Consider the following 17,987-nt stretch of genomic DNA (forward strand, 5'->3'; position numbering starts at 1 on the left):
ACGGCTTTAATCATCAACACGCCTAGGATAGATTCAGCAGAGGAGATTCTTGAGCGCCCCTTCTTACCCATATTTTTATTTTCCCTCTATCCTTTAATGGTTTCAACTTTAGAACCATAAAGTTATGCTTTCTCTTTGCACTAAAGCGTTGTTATACGCGGACTAATTACGTAGGGGGTAAGTAAGTTTTTTTTCCATCACCTGCCTATATTTTTGTTGTTGCAAGTTCATTTTATAGTTTTTAAGGGTGAAAGAGTCCTCTTATCGCCTACGCTTCCTATTATTTACGCAACAACGCCGCTCAGGCTAAGCAGAGCACCTTATGTTTCATGGCATAATTGTTAATGATAAACCTAAGAATCCTTTTGAAAAAAGAAAAAGCTAAAAACTTTATACACACTTTATTCTAATGTTATAGCTGTTTACAAAACTTTTTTATTATTTCAAAGCCTTGTAAACAGCTTTAGAAAACTTTAAAATTCAGCTTTACCAGGGTAACGAGGAAAAGGAATAACATCGCGTATATTCTCCATCCCAGAAACAAACTGAATGAGACGTTCAAATCCTACGCCATACCCAGCATGTGGGACAGTCCCATATTTACGTAGCTCAAGATACCACCAATAATCATCTGGCGACAGGCCACCTGCTTTGAGCTTGTGCTCTAGCACATCTAAACGTTCTTCTCTTTGGCTACCACCTATGATCTCCCCTATTTTAGGCACAAGAACATCCATAGCTGCCACTGTCTTGTTGTCGCTATTATCCCGCATATAGAAAGCTTTAATCTGCTTAGGATAATCCGTTAGGATGACAGGCTTAGCAAAAAATTCTTCCGCTAAATAGCGCTCATGCTCGGATTGCAAATCTAGTCCCCATTTCACCGGGTACTCAAAATTTTTGCCTGATTTCTCAAGGATGCGTACTGCATAGGAATAGGTGGCCCGTTCAAAAGGTGTATTAATAACATGCTGCAGACGCTCAATTAATCCCGTGGAAACATGCTTGTCAAAAAACTCCATATCTTCCGCGCAATTATCTAAAGCATACTTAAGAACAAATTTAAGATACTCTTCTGCATTATCCATGTTGTCATTAATATCGGCAAAAGCCATTTCTGGCTCAATCATCCAAAACTCTGCTAAATGACGGGAGGTATTAGAATTTTCAGCGCGAAAAGTGGGCCCAAAGGTATAAACATCCGACAAAGCACTGGCATAAATTTCGCCATTCAGCTGACCTGAAACGGTTAAATAAGCAGGCTTACCAAAAAAATCTTGGGAGTAGTCTACCTGTCCGTTAGGAAGATGCGGAGTAGCACTAGGATCCAGCGTCGTAACCCGAAACATTTTTCCTGCCCCTTCACAATCAGAGGCCGTAATAACGGGTGTATGTAAATATAAAAAGCCTTTTTGCTGATAAAAAAGATGGGTAGCAAAGGCTAAGCTATTTCTTAAGCGAGTGATAGCCCCTAAAGTATTCGTGCGGGGGCGAAGATGAGCAATCGATCGCAAAAATTCAAACGAATGGCGTTTTTTCTGTAGGGGGTAGACTTCTGGATCGCATGTGCCAATGATAGTTAAAGATTTAGCTTGCATTTCCCAGGCTTGATCTTTACCAGGATTTTCCACAATCTTGCCCACTACGGCAACCGATACGCCGGTAGATAGATGGCTAAGAATTTTCTCATAATCAGGTAAATCTGGATTCAGAATAACTTGAAAGTTTGAGAGGGTGGATCCATCGTTAACTTCGGCAAAGGAAAAAGTTTTTTGATTGCGAACAGTTCGCACCCAGCCTTTAATCGTCACCTCTTGTCCTAATAATGAAGGAACTCCAGGAGCCGGGTATTTGAGTTGTTTAATTTTTATGCGCATAATAATAGCCTCATGATTTTACAAAGTCTCGTAGCATTTGAATTTCAACTTTCCATATAAGAGGGTCTTTGGGAGTTTCAAGGTATTTAGGCATCGCTTGAGTTTGAGGATGATTCATTAAAAATTTAAAGCAATCCATGCCAATAAGTCCTTTACCTAGATATTGATGCCGATCTACACGAGAGCCTAAACCTTTAAGTGAATCGTTAAGGTGAAAGGCATATAGGTGCTTAAAACCCACCAGTTGATCAAATTTTTTTAACGTTTCCTCACAAGCTAAAGTCGAACTCAAATCATAACCGGCAGCAAAAAGGTGACAAGTGTCTAGGCAAACCCCTATAGGCAGGCGATTCTCTACTTTTCCTATAATATAGGCTAACTCCTCAAAACGCCAGCCAACTGCCGACCCTTGCCCTGCAGTATTTTCTAAAAGTAAGCGAGTACTATCCCCTTGAAGAAGAGTCTCATAGGTTAACAAGCTTTCCACAATTCTGTCTAAGCATTCTTGAGGGTCTTTATCAATAGCTGCACCCGGATGAAAATTTAAAAAAGAAATGTTTAGCTTTAAACAGCGCTCGATCTCAAGGCCAAAAGCTTCGCGGCTTTTTCTCAAATTTTCTGGATCCGGTGCTCCCAAGTTAATCATATAGCTAGCATGGCTCATAATTTTTTGCAAACCAGTTTCTTTAAGTGCCGCATGCCAAGCATCGATAATGTCTGGCATTAAAGGTTTTGCTCTCCATTGCCTTTGATTAGTAGTAAAAAGCTGAATAGTAGTCGCTCCTATCTCTCGCCCTTCATATAAGGCATGATGTAGCCCCCCAGCTGCCGAGGTATGAGCACCTATGAGAAGATTTTCGGCTTTTGTTGTCATCTGATCCCCACTTCTTTCCAATTTTATAAGCACGCCATCATAACAGCCTAGCCGGTTGTTGACAAGAAAAGTAGCATCAAATATAAGACTCTACTTTAAAGAAAAGCTAGCTTATCGTCTAAAAGAGCTTAAGCTCTTTTAAGCGATGAAAAAAAGCCCTGATTAAGGGCGCGCTTCTCTGCATTCTCTTAATGCTTCAATCTACCCTTGCTTTCTTTTGTCTCTTTATCAATGATATTTTTCTTTAACCCAACATAATATTGCCATGACAGATTCCACTCATAGTATTATCCGTTCAGCAAGCCGCTTTTTTAGTGGAACGATGTTAAGTCGTATGACGGGCATGGTAAGAGATATAAGCATGGCTTTTGCTTTTGGCACGCAAGCATCCGTGGCAGCTTTTCTAGTCGCTTTCCGCTTCTCTCATCTACTGCGTAGGCTTTTAGGCGAAGGGGCCTTGCAAAGTGCTTTCATTCCTCAATTTGAGAAGATACGTCATCAAGAGCCTCAAAGAGCCGCTGCATTTTTTCGCAGCTTAACAGCTGCTTTAAGTATCCTTCTCTCTTTCATTGTTATCATAACTATGACCCTGCTATGGGGCGTTCTTATATGGGCTAACCTTGAAGAAGGAAACGCTGAAATTATTCAGCTTACCTTATTAATGATGCCAAGTCTCATTTTCATCTGCTTGTACGGTATTAATGCTTCTTTACTGCAGTGTGAGAAAAGCTTTTTTACAGCAAGCGTAGCGCCTGTAGCTTTTAATCTTTTATGGATTGTAGGAATTTTATCTTTAAAACATCTACCTTCTAAAGAAGCTATGCGTGGATTAACAGTTTTTGTGAATCTAGCCTGTTTAGCTCAATGGGCTGTTACTCTTCATCAGACTAAGAAATGCTTAAGAGCTTTAGGAAAAAATTTGGCAAATCCCTTGAAGAATATTTTTTCCCACGATATAGCCTCCTTATTAGCTCCTTTGAGCCTGGGAATCATTGGTGTAGGAGCTTCGCAGATCAACAATGCTTTAGATGCTGTCTTTGCGCGCTATGCAGATGCTGCAGGGCCAGCTTATCTATGGTATGCTATGCGTCTTCAACAGCTTCCTTTAGCTCTATTTAGCCTAGCTATCGCGGCAGCTACATTACCTCCTCTTGCTCGGGCCATTAAAAATGGGGATAACAAGCAGTTTAGCAATTTTTTAGACTTTTCCCTCCGTAAAAGTGTGGCTTTAATGCTACCCATTAGTGCAGCTATATTTGCTTTAGGGGCTAGCAGCATTACCCTAATCTATGGACATGGAGGCTTTGATCAACAAGCCGTTGCTAACACCACTCTATGCTTATGGGCCTATGGGTTAGGATTATTTCCTATGTCGATCGTGCTGATTTTAGTCCCTGCTTTCTATGCGCAAGGCAACTATAAAATTCCTACGCAAATCTCCATTGCTTCTATTTTGTTAAATTTGATACTAAATTTTGTGCTAGTTTTTGTTTTTGAAAAGGGTGCTGCTTGCGTAGCTTTAGCGACAAGCATCAGTGCATGGATGAACATGTTTCTGCTCCTATCCAAGTTAGAGGAAAAAAGTAGCTATGCTTTATCCCCTAAGCTAAAAGCAGGCATTTGGAAAGTCAGCTGTGTAAGCTTGCTTGCCATGCTGGCAAGTGCAGCTTTTTCTTATTATTGGCTAGCTGAAGGCTCGTGGATACTATGGAAAAAAGGTATAATGCCCCTAGGTCCTCGAGGTTCCCTACAGCAGCTTGGCCTACTAGCTCTGCAAGCCTTCATTTTTTTGTTTAGCTTGTTAGGAGCAAGTTATATGTTGCAAGTTGACGACATTTTAAAGATACATACAAGCGAAAGTCCTCTTGATCTTTAATTACGCTTTAAGCAAAAACAGTACCAAGGAATACAATGAAATAAATTTTGTTAAAGCCCACAACTAATAATCTTTCCTACTAAGATAGCTTTAAATGCTCCAAAATATAGGCTTCGATAGATATTCCGAGAGTTCTCCCCTTAAATTTCTGTTCTTCTCCTCTCTTATAGGCCATAGGCAGATCAAGAACATGCCTCATAAAAATTTTGGCAAGTTATGATCATTTTAACGACAGATCCCTTTTATTATCCTGAGTATTTTCATTTTTCGTATAACAATTACTTAGCAAATTTTTGTAAGAAAAAGCATGGATCGCAACTGATTAAAAGATAAACAATAAGTAAGAGGTATGACCTGCTTTTTTTAACGCTTAGTTAATACGCCTACCCTATTTATAAGAAGGCTATTACAGCCTTTCAGTTAGCTTAGGCTATCTAAAAAATGGAGGGCTCTTGATTGTTTTTACAGAAAAGAGCATTAAAAAGTGTAATTAAGAATAGAAAAAGGAATCGGGATGTAGAAGCCAAGAGGTTTCCTAAAACAGGAAGGAATAATAAAAAAGCCCTAGCTTAAGATAACTTAAACCAGGGCTTATCAATCTATATTCCCAACTTTTTAAGTGGAGTGCGCTAAAAAGTCACAGATTTCATGCAATTTGATTTCAATTGGCCAAGGCATCTGCTCAGGTGTAGGCATCGCTAGAAGCTGTCCACCAAAGTTTTCTTTGTCAAAGGAAAGATAATCAGGAACAGAGCGAGAGGGATTATCTAAAGACTGTTGAATAGCTTTCATTGACCGAGATTTTTCTCTTACCGTAATCACCATGCCAGGTCGCACTTGGAAAGAGCGACGGTCAACTTTTTTACCATCCACGAGAATATGACCATGGGAAACAAGCTGATGGGCAGCGAAAATAGTGGAAGCAAGTTTAAGGCGATAAACAATCGTATCCAAACGACACTCTAGCAGTTCTGCAAAGTGCTGGGCAGTGTTACCAGCCATGTTAAAAGCATGCTTATAATAAGCCACGAGCTGCTTTTCACTAAGCATCCCGTAGATAGCTTTAAGTTTTTGCTTCTCTTCAAGTTGTAAGCCATAATCTGATTTTTTACGGCGGCGTGCTCCGTGCATACCAGGGGGATTGGGTTTATGCAACAAAGGGTTGCGTGTGCGGCCGAAAATATTTGCACCGAAACGTCGGGCAACGCGGTTTTTATTACCTGTGTAACGAGCCATTGGTTCTCCTAAAACGATTTGCAGCTACGATTATCCTTGTGATAAATCGCAAGTCGAAATTATTACACATTCCTTGACTTTTCTGCAAACATTCTCTGATTTTAAGCTTCTCTGAATGCTATTTTCTTTGGCTATTTATAAAATAATCTATAAAGAATGGCCTTTTTAGGAGAAGATTTTAAATAAAAAAGATTAAATAGGATCATCTTGAATAAATTGGATAGCTAATTTATAGGCAATCTCACATTCTTCGATGTTAGGAGAGTAACGCTCAAATTTGACTCTATCAGCCTGTTGAAGAAAGTGTGCCAGCTGCTGACGAAAGGAGCTGGAAAAAACCAAGCTTTGGGCCACCTCGGCTAAAAATTCAGGAGTTGTGCTAGTGGCTGCGGGAATATGATATTTTTTTTGAATATAAGTTCTTAAAGTATCAGTTAAATGCACATAAAAATTGTCAAAAAGCCCTTTAGCCGGCAATTGTTTACTTCGCAGTTGCCTAAGTTCTGCTAAAGCTGATTTCTTTGCAATCTTTGCTAATTGCTTAGATGTTAAAGGTTTTTTAATAGAAAAAGATTTTAGAAAAAAGCAAAGGTAGAGAGTGATTAGAATAAAGCATCCTATTTGTATCCAAGGTAGCTGCTTCTCATGCATTTGCCTTATATTCCTCTCGACCTCTTGCTTTTGCAAAGAAGGATTGTTCAATAAAAGCTTTTGATTTTCCTCACTTAGCTCCATAGGAAGCTTCTTTTCAAAGGTCAGCAAAGCTGCAAAATCTTCGGGGATTTGGGAAGTTATTTCTGGGGCGGTGACTTTAATAGGATAAATCTCACTTACAATCTTCTTTAAAGGAGCGCTTTTATTTTCTGCTATAAAATCGATATCGTAAAAAGTAAGGAACAGCTCTCCCAAGCGTCGCGGCTGTAATATGAGCACAATTTCTTGAGAAAATCTTCCTTTAGCACGTTCTTGAAGATTTTTTATTTTCATCTCCACTAGAGTAAAAGGATGCTCATAAAAGCTGCTGCTTCTAAGAAGATTCTGGTGCAGCTTTTTTAAATCGATCTGATATCCAGCCGGGAAAGTTAATCTTAGATGGACGGTGAGAAAATCATTAATAGAAACGGTTGAAGCAGCAGGCGTAATCACTACCTCAAATTCTTTTTCGTCTGCTATGCCCTGAACAAAGGGAGAGAAAAGACCCAGCAGCACCCACAAAAAAAACCAGGCCTTCATCTCCTTTTCCTCGCGCGCATTCTAAAAAATTTACGTAAAAGAGGTGCATAAGGTTGAGCGGTATATAGTTCTACTAAACCTACGCCGTTTTTTATTAATAAAGCACGATAAGATTCTACCCGAGCCTTAGCCTGATAAGCAAATTGTCTCTGGAAAAGCTCACTAGAGCTATCTACCGTAAAGCTAGCGCCTGTTTCTAAATCAGCTAAATGGATTAATCCAAAATGAGGGAAAGAAATTTCATAAGCATCTATTAAAGCTAGAGCAATTAAGTCGTGCCGCTTAGCTGCTAGGGCCAACTCATGTGCATAAGGTTTAGAACATATAAAGTCGGTGAGCAAAAAGCAGACAGCTGGCCGTCTCTGAATCTTCCCTAAATAGGCCAAGGCAGCAGCCAAATCAGTTTCATGCTCTGTAGGTTTGAAAGCTAAAATTTCACGGATTAGGCGTAAAACATGCCGAGTTCCCTTAGCAGGAGGAAGATATTTTTCTACTCCATTGGAGAAAAGAATAAGCCCTATTTTATCATTATTTTTAATAGCTGAGAATGCTAGCAAAGCACTAATTTCTGCAATTAAATCGCTTTTAAAAGAAGAGGTGCTACCATAGCGCGTAGAAGCCGATACATCAACCAAGAGCATGACAGTCAACTCACGCTCTTCACGAAAGCTTTTAACAAAAGGACGATTCATGCGTGCAGTAACATTCCAATCAATAGAACGAACATCATCCTCTGCCTGATACTCGCGCACTTCTTCAAATTCCATACCTTGCCCTTTGAAAGCCGAGCGATAGGCTCCTGCCAACAGATCATTAGCTAGCTGAGTCGTTTGGATTTGAAGACGATGAATTTTCTTATAAAGAGCTACGTTAAACTCAACCATGGGCTACTAACAAGCTTAAGGTACAGGAACAGTTTTTAGAATTCGCTCAATCATTTCATCGGTGGACACATCCTCGGCTTCCGCCTCATAAGAACGGCGTAGACGGTGTCTTAAGACTGCAGGTGCAATTTTTTTAATATCCTGAGGCACCACATAAGCGCGGCCTTCAAGAAAAGCATTAGCCTTGCAAGCAATGCAAAGAGCAATACTTGCACGTGGCGAAGCTCCGTTGAGCAATAAAGATTGAAGATCCAGGCCATATTGGCTAGGGTAGCGGGTAGCAAAAATTAGATCTAAGATATAGTTAGTAATCTTATCATCCATATAAATTTCATTGATCATTCTACGCGCGTTAAGTATTTCTTCTGTCGTTAATATAGGCTTTACCTTTATGGAAGAGCCTAAATTCGCCATGCGTTTTAGAATTTCTTTTTCCTCTTCTTTGGAGGGATAATCCATGGTGACTTTTAACATAAATCTATCGGTTTGGGCTTCAGGTAAAGGATATGTCCCCTCTTGCTCTATAGGATTTTCTGTAGCTAGCACTAGATAAGGCTCTGGCAAATGAAAAGTTTGGCCGTTGAGAGTGATTTGACGCTCTTGCATTACCTCTAAAAGAGCCGATTGCACTTTTGCTGGCGCACGGTTAATCTCATCTGCCAACAAGATATGCGTAAAAGCTGGGCCTTTGCTAACAGAGAAAGATCCTTCCTTAAAGTTGTAGATTGAAGTGCCCACTAAATCGGCGGGTAAAAGGTCTGGGGTAAATTGTATGCGTTTATATTCACAATCAACTACTTTCGCTAAAGTGGTTACAGCTAAAGTCTTTGCTAAACCAGGCAAGCCCTCTAAGAGCACGTGGCCATTAGCTAAAAGAGCTATTAGCAAGTAGTTAACCATTTCTTGTTGCCCCACGATAGCTTTGCCCATCTCTTGGCGGGCAAGCATAAACTTTTCATTAGCTTTACCTATAGTGGCGGCCAGGGTTGAAATATCTGTCAACAGCATTATTTGTCTTTTGTTAGAAGTGTTGTTAATACATATAAGGGATTGTAAAAAAAGGGTAAAGAGAGAAGGTAGATAACGGATATAAATGCGCTTTAATAAAATACCAAAACAGGTTTGTTTTAACTATTCATGCTTAAAAGAGGATCGTACCTGCCGATTAATAGGCAACCTAACAGTAAAAACAGTTCCTACACCGATTTCTGACTGAACGGTAATATGGCCAAAATGCTTTTCTACAATGGTCTCTACGATAGATAGCCCTAAGCCAGAGCCGCCCATTTTTCTAGAATGAGCCTTATCTACTGTATAAAAACGTTGGAAGATATTTTCCAGATCGGTAGCAGGAATCCCTATGCCCTTATCGGCCACTTTTACTATAATTTTGTCTTCCTCAGCTTGAAGATAAATGGTGATTTGAGGAGGGGCAACCGAGTATTTAGCAGCATTATCGATAAGATTAATAAAGGCATGTTCTAACAAATGAGGATCTGCTTCAAGAGTCATCTCTTGATCGCCAGGTTTCTCAATCATAATTTGAGCATTTCGATGCACCTCTTTAACCGATTCGCAACAATTTTTAATAATTTCATGCACATCACAATGGATTAAACGCGATTCAGGTAAATTTTCCACATCCGTCAATGTTAAAAGATCTTTAATGAGGTTATTCATTCTTAAGCAGTTACGTACAATTTTGGAGGTAACCTCTTTAAAAGTCTCGGGTGGCAAATCGGGATTGTCATGTAAAGTTTCAGCAAAACCTCGAATAATGGTAATAGGGGTCTTTAATTCATGAGAGGCGTTAGCAATGAAGTCTTTACGCATGTCTAAAAGCTTGTAGTGGGCTGTCATATCCTGAAGGACGACAATAGCACCGCTATTTTCTTTTTTAGGAGCAGCGACTAGATCTAAATATAATCGTTGGGAATCATGCTTAATTTGCACAGCATCTGTTAGTACCTTATTTTGAGCCTGGCAATTGAGCAAAAGAGCTTGGAATGTCTGAGAATGCTGAATTTCATCAGAAAGGTCGCTAAAAGACCTACCTACTAGGTGAGTATTTTCTAGCAGTTTACAAGCCATATTATTTGCATAAGTGATCACCCGATGGACATCGACTGCTATCACGCCCTCCCCTAACGATTCAAGAATAGCCTCTTTTTCATTGCGCTCCTGTATAAGATTAGCGATATGGCTTTGAATCCTTATGGAAAGGGAATTTAAAGTGCCGGCCAGCTTGATAAACTCATCTGTTTTGCTAAGGCTATTTAATTCAATTAAAGGCACCCCATGGGTTTCTCCCTGCTGATAAGGATTGATTGCTTTAATAATCTGATGAATAGGACTGGTTAAGTGATTAATGATAAACCAGGTCATCAAGCTAAAAAGCATGAGAATGGCTGCAGCTAAAGCAATCACTCCTCTCTCAAAATCATGCGTTAGCTCCGTCACATATTTATAAGGAAAAGCTGTACGTAAGACATACGGTTTACCATGGAAATCAAAAGCAATCGCTAAATAGGCAAATTTTTGCCCTAATAGCTCCGAATAATCCTCATTATATCCACGCCCTGTTCTAAAAGCCTCTAAGACTTCAGGATGCTCAACAATATATTCTTGGCTAAAGCGCAGACCTAAAATTCTTTTGGTATGAGAATCATACAAAACCTTACGCTCATTATTGACGACACTAATACGAAAAAAAAATAAAGCTTTTTGTTCTTTTAAACGACGTATTAAAGCTTTATCATTAGGAGCTGTCTGAATTTTTTCAATTAAAGCTTGAGAGCTATCATACATAGCCTGGGTAGCAATCTTCTGAACTGTACGGGTAGCAAAAGGATATAAACCCACAAGAAAGGCTAGAAATACAACAAGATAGGAAAGAAATATTTTTTGTCTAAAGCTTAGCATGAAAATTTAAGATCTAAAACTTATTTTTAATGGAATCACATTCAGATAAGAACAGCTTTTTATTTATAATATATTTTATCGTAAAATTTTTGAAGAAACCTTTAGGTGCTAAATTGTTCATTTTAGGCCTAGCCGGTTTAAAATTCGCCCCTTTTTTTCCCTTTTAACAAGCTTAAGCTGCTCAAAAACATGTTTACCCTTTTAAAGATTTAGATAAAATGTAAATTTTTAATTTTTTAAAAGAATAAAAAAATAAGCTTAAAGTTAAGAACTTACAGCTTGCAATCGTTAATTAACACCTCACTTTACCAAAGTTAATTACATTTATAATTAAATAATAATTAATAATTATATTATAATAACTATTAGTAGGATTTTAATTATGAGGTGTGCAAATGTCTTCTATAGCCAACAAGCCTTTTTCTCCTTCTGATTTCGCAACAGCTCCCTCAACAACTAAACCCATACCCCCTAATAAGCCCTTGCCAGCTATTCCTAGCCAACCAAAAGTTTCTCCTACTGGGCATATATATAGCCAAAAAAATTCCTTAGAGTCTATTCCGTTAGGAAAAACTTTTTCTCAATCAACCGAACCCACTCCTCCCGAGCTTAAATCCCATCGAATTACTTCTTTTACTTTAGATAAAGCTAGCTCCCTTGTTCAAGCCGCAGCCTCCAAGGTAAGTTCTATAGCTAAGAAAACCTTTGAAGAAAGTAAGAGATTAACAAACAAAGAACAAAGACAAGAAGTTTTTTTTAACGCTCGGGAAGGTATTCAAAAAGCTAAAGAAAAAGCGGGAGACTATAAAAATAGATCCGCAGAAAAACTAGGCGAAATTAAATCGCTGCTGAACCACAAAGTGACAACGTTTAAAGAAACTTCTGCTCGCGCCATAAAAACGACAGCCCTTAAGGTCAAACATTCTACCCTCTCCTCGTTTAGAGAGATAACCTCCTCAGAAAGAAGAGAAGAATTTGCTAAAAATTTCAAGGTAGCTTCTGAGCGTTTAAAAGATAAAACTGTGCAATATTTTAAAAAAGCGCAAAGCAAGGCAAGCGAAGTAAAGAGTAGCCTGCAATCAAAAATTGATAATAGTGCTACCTTAAAAAACATCCGCCATACAATCTCTGCACCCTTTAAAAGCACTGGAGCCAACCGCACGATGGTGGAGGAAAGGGCTGCACAAACTAAAGAATTATTTGCAGATATTTTTAAAAATATAACAAAAGAAGAACTTTTAAAAAATGAGAGTGCACGAGAAAAATCAGAATATGCAGAGATTTGCCCTCATATAGATCAGTGGGTTAAGTTGTCAAATATGATCAGCAATTCTACAACCTCAAAAATTGTTAACACAGACAATTTAGGTGAGCGTGTTAAAGTGGTGGATTTGTATGTTCGCATTGCCGATCAAGCTTTTAAAAATGGCGATTTTGCCACTGCCCAGGCAATTTTTTTAGGATTAAATCAAGGAAGTGTGCAGCGGCTGCATAAAACTTTTGCCGCCCTTCCACGGCAAACAAAGAATATATATGCAAATTTGGAAAAAAGCTTCTCAAATCCTAATTACTTTTCTTTAAATAAAATTATGGAATTTGCTGAGGAAAACCCTAGTTTATCTATCGTTCCCATGATACATACAGTATTATCAAGAATTGTTTTAGATGGAGAGAAATATATGAAGTCTAAAGCAGATTTAAATGAAACACGCCAAATTGATAAATACATTTCTTCATTTAAAGAAGCGCCAGAAGGATTAACCGCCGAAATTAATAATTTAAACAAACAGATGGAAAGCATCAGTAAAGAAATTAATGAGGCTAAATTGAATAACGTTTCTTCTTTAAGGCTTTCTTATAAAAAGAGTGATGCAAGCTTAGAACTTTCCTATGCTTTAAAAGTAGAAAAATTTGGCGATTACATTCAGTTGCAAAAAGCAGGAATTTCTTATGAAACTCATAAAGCTTATTTAAGCCAGCAACTACAAGATATAAACGAAAGAATCCAGCAAGCCGAAAAATCAGGCCAAGCTATTGCTCCTGAAGAACAATTTAGTAAAGTAAACTTAGAAAAAGAAATTGAGATTGCAGAGTGGCTTTATCATGTGGCCAAAGAAATTTATTCGAAAAATTCCTCCATGGATTTAGAGGGAATGCTGGAGAAATTCAAGTTAAAAAATGATAGAAACATCGAAATTGCTGAAGAGAATGTAAAAACGGACGAAAAAAAGTTAGATTCTTTAATCAATGACCTTACGAAATTACAGACTTCTCATCCCTCAAGGAAAGATAAATCAACAGGGGTAAAGGAAAGCGATTGGTACTTCCAACCCCCAACAGATAAAAACCAATTCGAGAAGGATATATATGCCCAATCTTTAAGAATCGAACCCCGTCCATCCTCACGAGCCTAGGACTTGATAGCCGGTAGAAGTAATTAGGAGAGTGTCTTCAATACGCACGCCTCCTATACCAGGAAGATAGATGCCAGGTTCAATGGTGATGACCATCCCTTCTTGCAGCGGCAGCTGCAGATAAGGTTCTTTATTACGGAGCGAAGGCCACTCATGGATTTCTAAGCCTACTCCATGGCCTAAGCTATGTAAAAAATGCTCCCCATAACCGCACGCTGAGATGTAGTCTCTAGCTGCCCGATCCAATTCTCCTATAGTTATTCCAGGCTTACAAAGCGCCATGGCGCGTTGCTGAGCTTTTTCTACAATTGCATAAACTTTCCGCATGATGGCAGGCGGCTCACCCCAAAAAAGTGTACGGGATAAATCCGAGTGATAACCTTTCCATTTTACGCCTACATCAAAAAGCACAGTCATTCCTTCCCTTAACTCTGTCTCTTCTGGGCGATAATGAGGTAAAGCACTATTAGCTCCGAAAGCGATAATAGGCTCAAAAGCTACTCCCTGGGCTTTGTTTTTTTTCCAAAAAATCTCTAACTCGGCAGCCAATTGGTCTTCTCTTACCCCCTCTTTTAAAAGGCTTTTAATATATTCATATCCTTGCATTCCCAGTTGAGCGGCTTCTTGAAGAATAGCTATTTCATGCTCATCTTTTAAACAGCGAATTTTTTGAAGGGAGTGACTTAAAGAAACCAATTTAAGATCTTTAAAATTCTCTTGCATGCTTGCATAGGTTTGATAGGAGATCGTCTCACCGTCAAAGGCTAGCGTGTTAATTCCTCCTAGCAAGCTTTCTAAAGAATTTTTATCACTTAAAAAAACAGGCACAGGTGCTTGATTTTTACAATATTCATAGTAACGATTATCCACTAAAAGAGCAGAATTGCCTTGAGTTTTAATAAGCAGCTCTCCCGCAGATAAAACTAGTCCAGTCAAATAGTAAAGGTTGGTAGGATCCTCAACAAGGAAAGCCTCAACATTAGAATCATGAAGAACTTTTTCAACTTTTGCTAGACGGTTTTGAAAATTCATAGACTACCCTTTAAAGTTTCTAAATATCTCTTCGGCGCTTATAAAAGCAAGAGTAGACTTTCCTTGAGGACAAAAAAAAGGCATAGAGGTTGCAAACAATTGATTGACTATCGATTGAGCTTCTTCTGTTTGCAAGCGCTTGCGATAATGGACGGCAGCATGGCTTGCTGCTACGGATAAGCGTTTTTCCATTTCTTTATCCATCATTTTACCTTCAGGAAAGCTGTGCATCATATCTAACAGATCTACTACCCATTTGGAAAGATCTATGTTTCCAAATGTAGCTGGGACAGCATCTATCATAAAGCTATGCGGTCCACTTTCATGGATATGCACCCCTATCTGCGCAAAATTGTCTAGGTTCGTAGATAGCGCGGCTGCTTCAGAGGGGGGCAAATTGATATGATGAGGAATCAATAAAGATTGAACAGCTGCATTTCCAGTGCGTGCCTGCAACAAATTTTCGAAAATCACTCGGGCATGCGCTGCCTTCTGGTCCACTAAGCAAAGTGTATCAGGGGATACCTGTTTCCACGCTTCTAATGAGTAAGCATCCAAAATAATATAACCTGGTATCGTTGTCAAAACACGTGGAAAAGAACGTTTTTCCTGGGCAAGAGGAGCAAGGAAAGAAGGCTGAGGTTCCTCTCTAGAGGGAGCCTTAGCCATAGGGGGCAGCGGTTGATACTCTTTGGCTAAATTTCTCTCTTGTATAGGATGCAAGGAAAATGCCGGCTTAACGGCAGGCATTATAAAGGTGGAAGTAGAAGCAGGAGAACTAAAATCTTCATGAATAGGCTGATGATCTTGATAAGAACTTACATTGCCTTTATGAATAGCTTGTTGGATCCCTTTAAGAACTAATTCTCTTAATATATTTTCTTGACGAAGCCTAACCTCTTTTTTTTGCGGGTGAACATTTACATCCACGGTCTCGCCGGGCACATTCAAATGTAAAACAAAGATAGGATGTCGATTAGTCGGCAAACTTGTGCCATAGGCATCTCGCACAACTGCAGATATCAAGGGAGAAAAAACAGCGCGCTTGTTAATAAAAAGATATTGACCGGTACGATTCTGACGAGAATAATGAGGGGCCCCTACATATCCATGCAAGCTATAATCACCATTTGTAATCTCTACTTCACAGCAGCTCGTCACGAATTCGGCTCCCATTAATGCAGCAATTCTCTCCTTCAATTGATGGGAAAAAGCTTTGCCCGAAGAACCTCCGGTTTGAATTTCATGGCTCTGATTATTGATCAGTTGAAATTTAACATGAGGATAGCCAAGAGCAAGTAGGGTAATGATTTTATGAATTTCCTGAGCTTCATAGGCAGGAGATTTTTGAAATTTTCTTCTTACCGGGACATTAAAAAAAAGAGACTTTACTTCAATCGTCGTTCCAGGAGCACGGGCAGCAGGGCCACAGTGCATAAGTTTCCCTCCCTCCACAATCACAAGGGTGCCTTCCCCTCCCTCTTGCGGAGCAGTCAAGAGAGTGAATTTGGAAATAGAAGCAATTGAAGGAATAGCTTCTCCTCGAAACCCCATAGAAAAAATAGACTGGATATCTTCTACTTCTTTAATTTTAGAGGTAGCATGGCGTTCTAAGCAAAGTACGGCATCATCTTGCTGCATCCCTGCACCATTGTCAGTCACGCGGATAAGCTGGCGGCCCCCTCCTTTAATCTCTACGCAAATTTCTGTAGCGCCTGCATCTAAAGAATTTTCCATTAATTCTTTTACTACAGAAGCTGGACTTTCAATGACTTCGCCTGCTGCAATTTTATTAATAGTATGTTCGTCAAGAACACGAATTTTTGAAGGCATAATATTTATTACTCGCTTAAACTTCTCAATTATAAAGGATGATTCATAAGCAAGCAAGGAGAAGGATATCAAAAGATAAAAGCATTCCTCAAGCGTCTTTGGAAAAGAAAAATAGATGATCGTTAGTTTTATAGATAGCAAGAATGCCCTGCTATCTCTTGCCTCCTTATAGCTTTTTTTAGTAACATGACTCTATGTATATTAAAAAATTAGCCACAGATATTGTAAAAAAGTTAAACCAAGCGGGATACAAAGCTTATTTTGCCGGTGGCTGGGTACGCGACTATTTGATGAAACAACCTTCATCTGATATAGATATTGCTACCGATGCACCCCCTGAGGTGATTTTAAAACTTTTTCCTCATACCCTTTTAGTAGGCCTAGCTTTTGGAGTGGTCATCGTCATATTGGAGGGATATCAATTTGAAGTGTCTACTTTCAGAAAAGATTTAGAATATGTCAATGGTAGAAAGCCAAAAAGCATCGAGCTATCAAATGAAGAAGAAGATGTAAAACGTCGAGACTTTACTATCAATAGCATGTTCTATGACCCTTTGAAAGAAAAGATTTATGATTACGTGGAAGGAAGAAGAGATTTAGAATTAGGCCTTATCCGCACAGTGGGAGACCCCTTTGAACGTTTTTCTGAAGATCGTTTACGCATGATAAGAGCTATACGCTTTTCTGCCCGCTTTAATTTTCGGTTAGATGAAGCCACTCAACAAGCTATTCAAGAAAAGGCTAACACTCTTTTTCCAGCCGTTGCTATAGAAAGAGTGTGGAAAGAATTTGTAAAAATGGCTGGTTACCCTCATTTTGCAAATGCTTTGATGGAAATGCACCGTTTGGGTCTATTGCCAGTTATTTTTCCTTCACTTGCTCACTTGCATCTAAAAGATTTAAGTCAATACCTTAGCCCTTTTTCTAAATTCCCTACCTATACTCCTACTATTTTATATATCCTTGAGCTATTCCCCTCTTTTGATACGCAACAGTTGCAAAACCTTTGCAGTTACTTGCGCCTCAGCACGGAGGAGACCAAACTTGCTACTTTTGTGCAGACTGGAAAACAACTTTTATCTTTAGCCCCAGGGCTTTCTGATCCTGAATGGGTCCACTTTTACGCTCATTCATACTCTCAAGTATGTTTAGAGATCTTCGCAGCCCGCCTATCTGAAGATAGCGAAGAAGCTTTTTATCAAGAGCATGAACAAAATCAGGAACGCTTGAAACCTCATATTAAACGAGCAATAAAAAAACAGCCTTTAGTGACTGCCAGTATGCTTAAATCTCTAGGAGTTTTGCCTGGTAAAAGCATGGGCCTTCTATTGCAAGAAGCGGAAAAGAACGCTATTTTGCATAATTTGCAAGCACCTGAGGAAAGCATAAAAATGCTCCAGCAGTCCAAACATTGGCCGAATTTAAACTAAAGGCTTTTGCAAAAATCTTTTAAAGCTAGGAAAAAACTATACAAAATATAGAAGCCAGTTATAATAATTTTACAGCTTGAAATAGTAGAATGGAGAACGTGAAAAGCTTTTCTATCAATCGTATAAAATTAGCTAATTTTTAAATTATTTATCTCAGGAGAAATTTATGCGTATATTAGGTTTGGTTAGCTTAGCAGTTGGAATTGCTCTTCTGTTATTTGGCATCAATTCTTCTCAAGCATTCACAGAGAAGGTCGTGGAAGATGTTACGGGCCGTTATACAGACAATACGATGTGGTACATTATTGGTGGAATAGCCATGATCGTAGGAGGAGGAGCCCTCACTCTTTTTGGCAGAGCTAAATAAAGAGAATTA

At 39.0% G+C, this 17,987-nt stretch carries 13 protein-coding genes; 4 read left to right on the forward strand and 9 right to left on the reverse strand.

Annotation, left to right across the window (positions count from 1 at the left end; genetic code table 11):
• Nucleotides 1-473: 473 nt before the first annotated feature.
• A complete protein-coding gene (gene asnS, locus DB42_RS00710; RefSeq protein ID WP_044881285.1) occupies nt 474-1,877 on the reverse strand; it encodes an asparagine--tRNA ligase in 1,404 nt (467 codons plus the stop codon).
• Nucleotides 1,878-1,887: 10 nt separating this feature from the next.
• Nucleotides 1,888-2,751 (reverse strand): deoxyribonuclease IV, encoded by an 864-nt coding sequence (locus DB42_RS00715; RefSeq protein WP_044881286.1) that lies wholly within the window; start codon nt 2,749-2,751, stop codon nt 1,888-1,890.
• A 265-nt stretch (nt 2,752-3,016) separates the two neighbouring features.
• Here DB42_RS00715 and murJ point away from each other — a divergent pair, with 265 nt between their 5' ends.
• The gene (gene murJ / locus DB42_RS00720) at nt 3,017-4,627 is read left to right on the forward strand and encodes a murein biosynthesis integral membrane protein MurJ (protein WP_044881287.1); all 1,611 of its coding nucleotides are present in this window, start codon (nt 3,017-3,019) and stop codon (nt 4,625-4,627) included.
• Nucleotides 4,628-5,242: 615 nt separating this feature from the next.
• On the opposite strand, the gene rpsD is transcribed toward murJ, so the two are convergent.
• From rpsD to DB42_RS00745, 5 genes are all read right to left on the reverse strand, one after another.
• The gene (gene rpsD / locus DB42_RS00725; RefSeq protein WP_044881288.1) at nt 5,243-5,863 is read right to left on the reverse strand and encodes a 30S ribosomal protein S4; all 621 of its coding nucleotides are present in this window, start codon (nt 5,861-5,863) and stop codon (nt 5,243-5,245) included.
• A 192-nt stretch (nt 5,864-6,055) separates the two neighbouring features.
• A complete protein-coding gene (locus DB42_RS00730) occupies nt 6,056-7,096 on the reverse strand; it encodes a hypothetical protein (RefSeq protein WP_044881289.1) in 1,041 nt (346 codons plus the stop codon).
• The gene (locus tag DB42_RS00735) at nt 7,093-7,980 is read right to left on the reverse strand and encodes a DUF58 domain-containing protein (RefSeq protein ID WP_044881290.1); all 888 of its coding nucleotides are present in this window, start codon (nt 7,978-7,980) and stop codon (nt 7,093-7,095) included. Before DB42_RS00735 ends, DB42_RS00730 begins: the two co-directional genes overlap by 4 nt.
• Before the next feature lie 15 nt (nt 7,981-7,995).
• Nucleotides 7,996-8,988 (reverse strand): MoxR family ATPase, encoded by a 993-nt coding sequence (locus tag DB42_RS00740; RefSeq protein ID WP_044881291.1) that lies wholly within the window; start codon nt 8,986-8,988, stop codon nt 7,996-7,998.
• Between the two features lie 123 nt (nt 8,989-9,111).
• Nucleotides 9,112-10,842 carry an ATP-binding protein gene (locus tag DB42_RS00745; protein WP_238578967.1) on the reverse strand — a complete coding sequence of 577 codons (1,731 nt, stop codon included), beginning with the start codon at nt 10,840-10,842 and terminating at the stop codon, nt 9,112-9,114.
• Nucleotides 10,843-11,297: 455 nt separating this feature from the next.
• On the opposite strand from DB42_RS00745, the gene DB42_RS00750 reads away from it, so the two are divergent.
• Entirely contained in the window at nt 11,298-13,316 is a 2,019-nt protein-coding gene (locus DB42_RS00750) for a RasGEF domain-containing protein (RefSeq protein WP_044881293.1), read from the forward strand.
• Here the strand turns inward: DB42_RS00750 and DB42_RS00755 are convergent.
• Together DB42_RS00755 and mutL are read right to left on the reverse strand one after the other, a co-directional pair.
• Nucleotides 13,305-14,348 (reverse strand): Xaa-Pro peptidase family protein, encoded by a 1,044-nt coding sequence (locus DB42_RS00755; protein WP_044881294.1) that lies wholly within the window; start codon nt 14,346-14,348, stop codon nt 13,305-13,307. The two genes, DB42_RS00750 and DB42_RS00755, sit on opposite strands and share 12 nt — an antisense overlap.
• A 3-nt stretch (nt 14,349-14,351) precedes the next feature.
• Nucleotides 14,352-16,181, reverse strand: a complete 1,830-nt coding sequence (mutL, locus tag DB42_RS00760; protein WP_080502645.1) for a DNA mismatch repair endonuclease MutL — start codon at nt 16,179-16,181, stop codon at nt 14,352-14,354.
• 194 nt (nt 16,182-16,375) lie between these two features.
• On the opposite strand from mutL, the gene DB42_RS00765 reads away from it, so the two are divergent.
• Both DB42_RS00765 and DB42_RS00770 read left to right on the forward strand, forming a co-directional pair.
• Nucleotides 16,376-17,611 carry a CCA tRNA nucleotidyltransferase gene (locus DB42_RS00765; protein ID WP_044881296.1) on the forward strand — a complete coding sequence of 412 codons (1,236 nt, stop codon included), beginning with the start codon at nt 16,376-16,378 and terminating at the stop codon, nt 17,609-17,611.
• Between the two features lie 166 nt (nt 17,612-17,777).
• The gene (locus DB42_RS00770) at nt 17,778-17,978 is read left to right on the forward strand and encodes a DUF3185 family protein (protein WP_039383053.1); all 201 of its coding nucleotides are present in this window, start codon (nt 17,778-17,780) and stop codon (nt 17,976-17,978) included.
• Nucleotides 17,979-17,987 lie beyond the last annotated feature (9 nt).

This window comes from Neochlamydia sp. EPS4, from assembly GCF_000813665.1.
GTDB lineage: Bacteria > Chlamydiota > Chlamydiia > Chlamydiales > Parachlamydiaceae > Neochlamydia.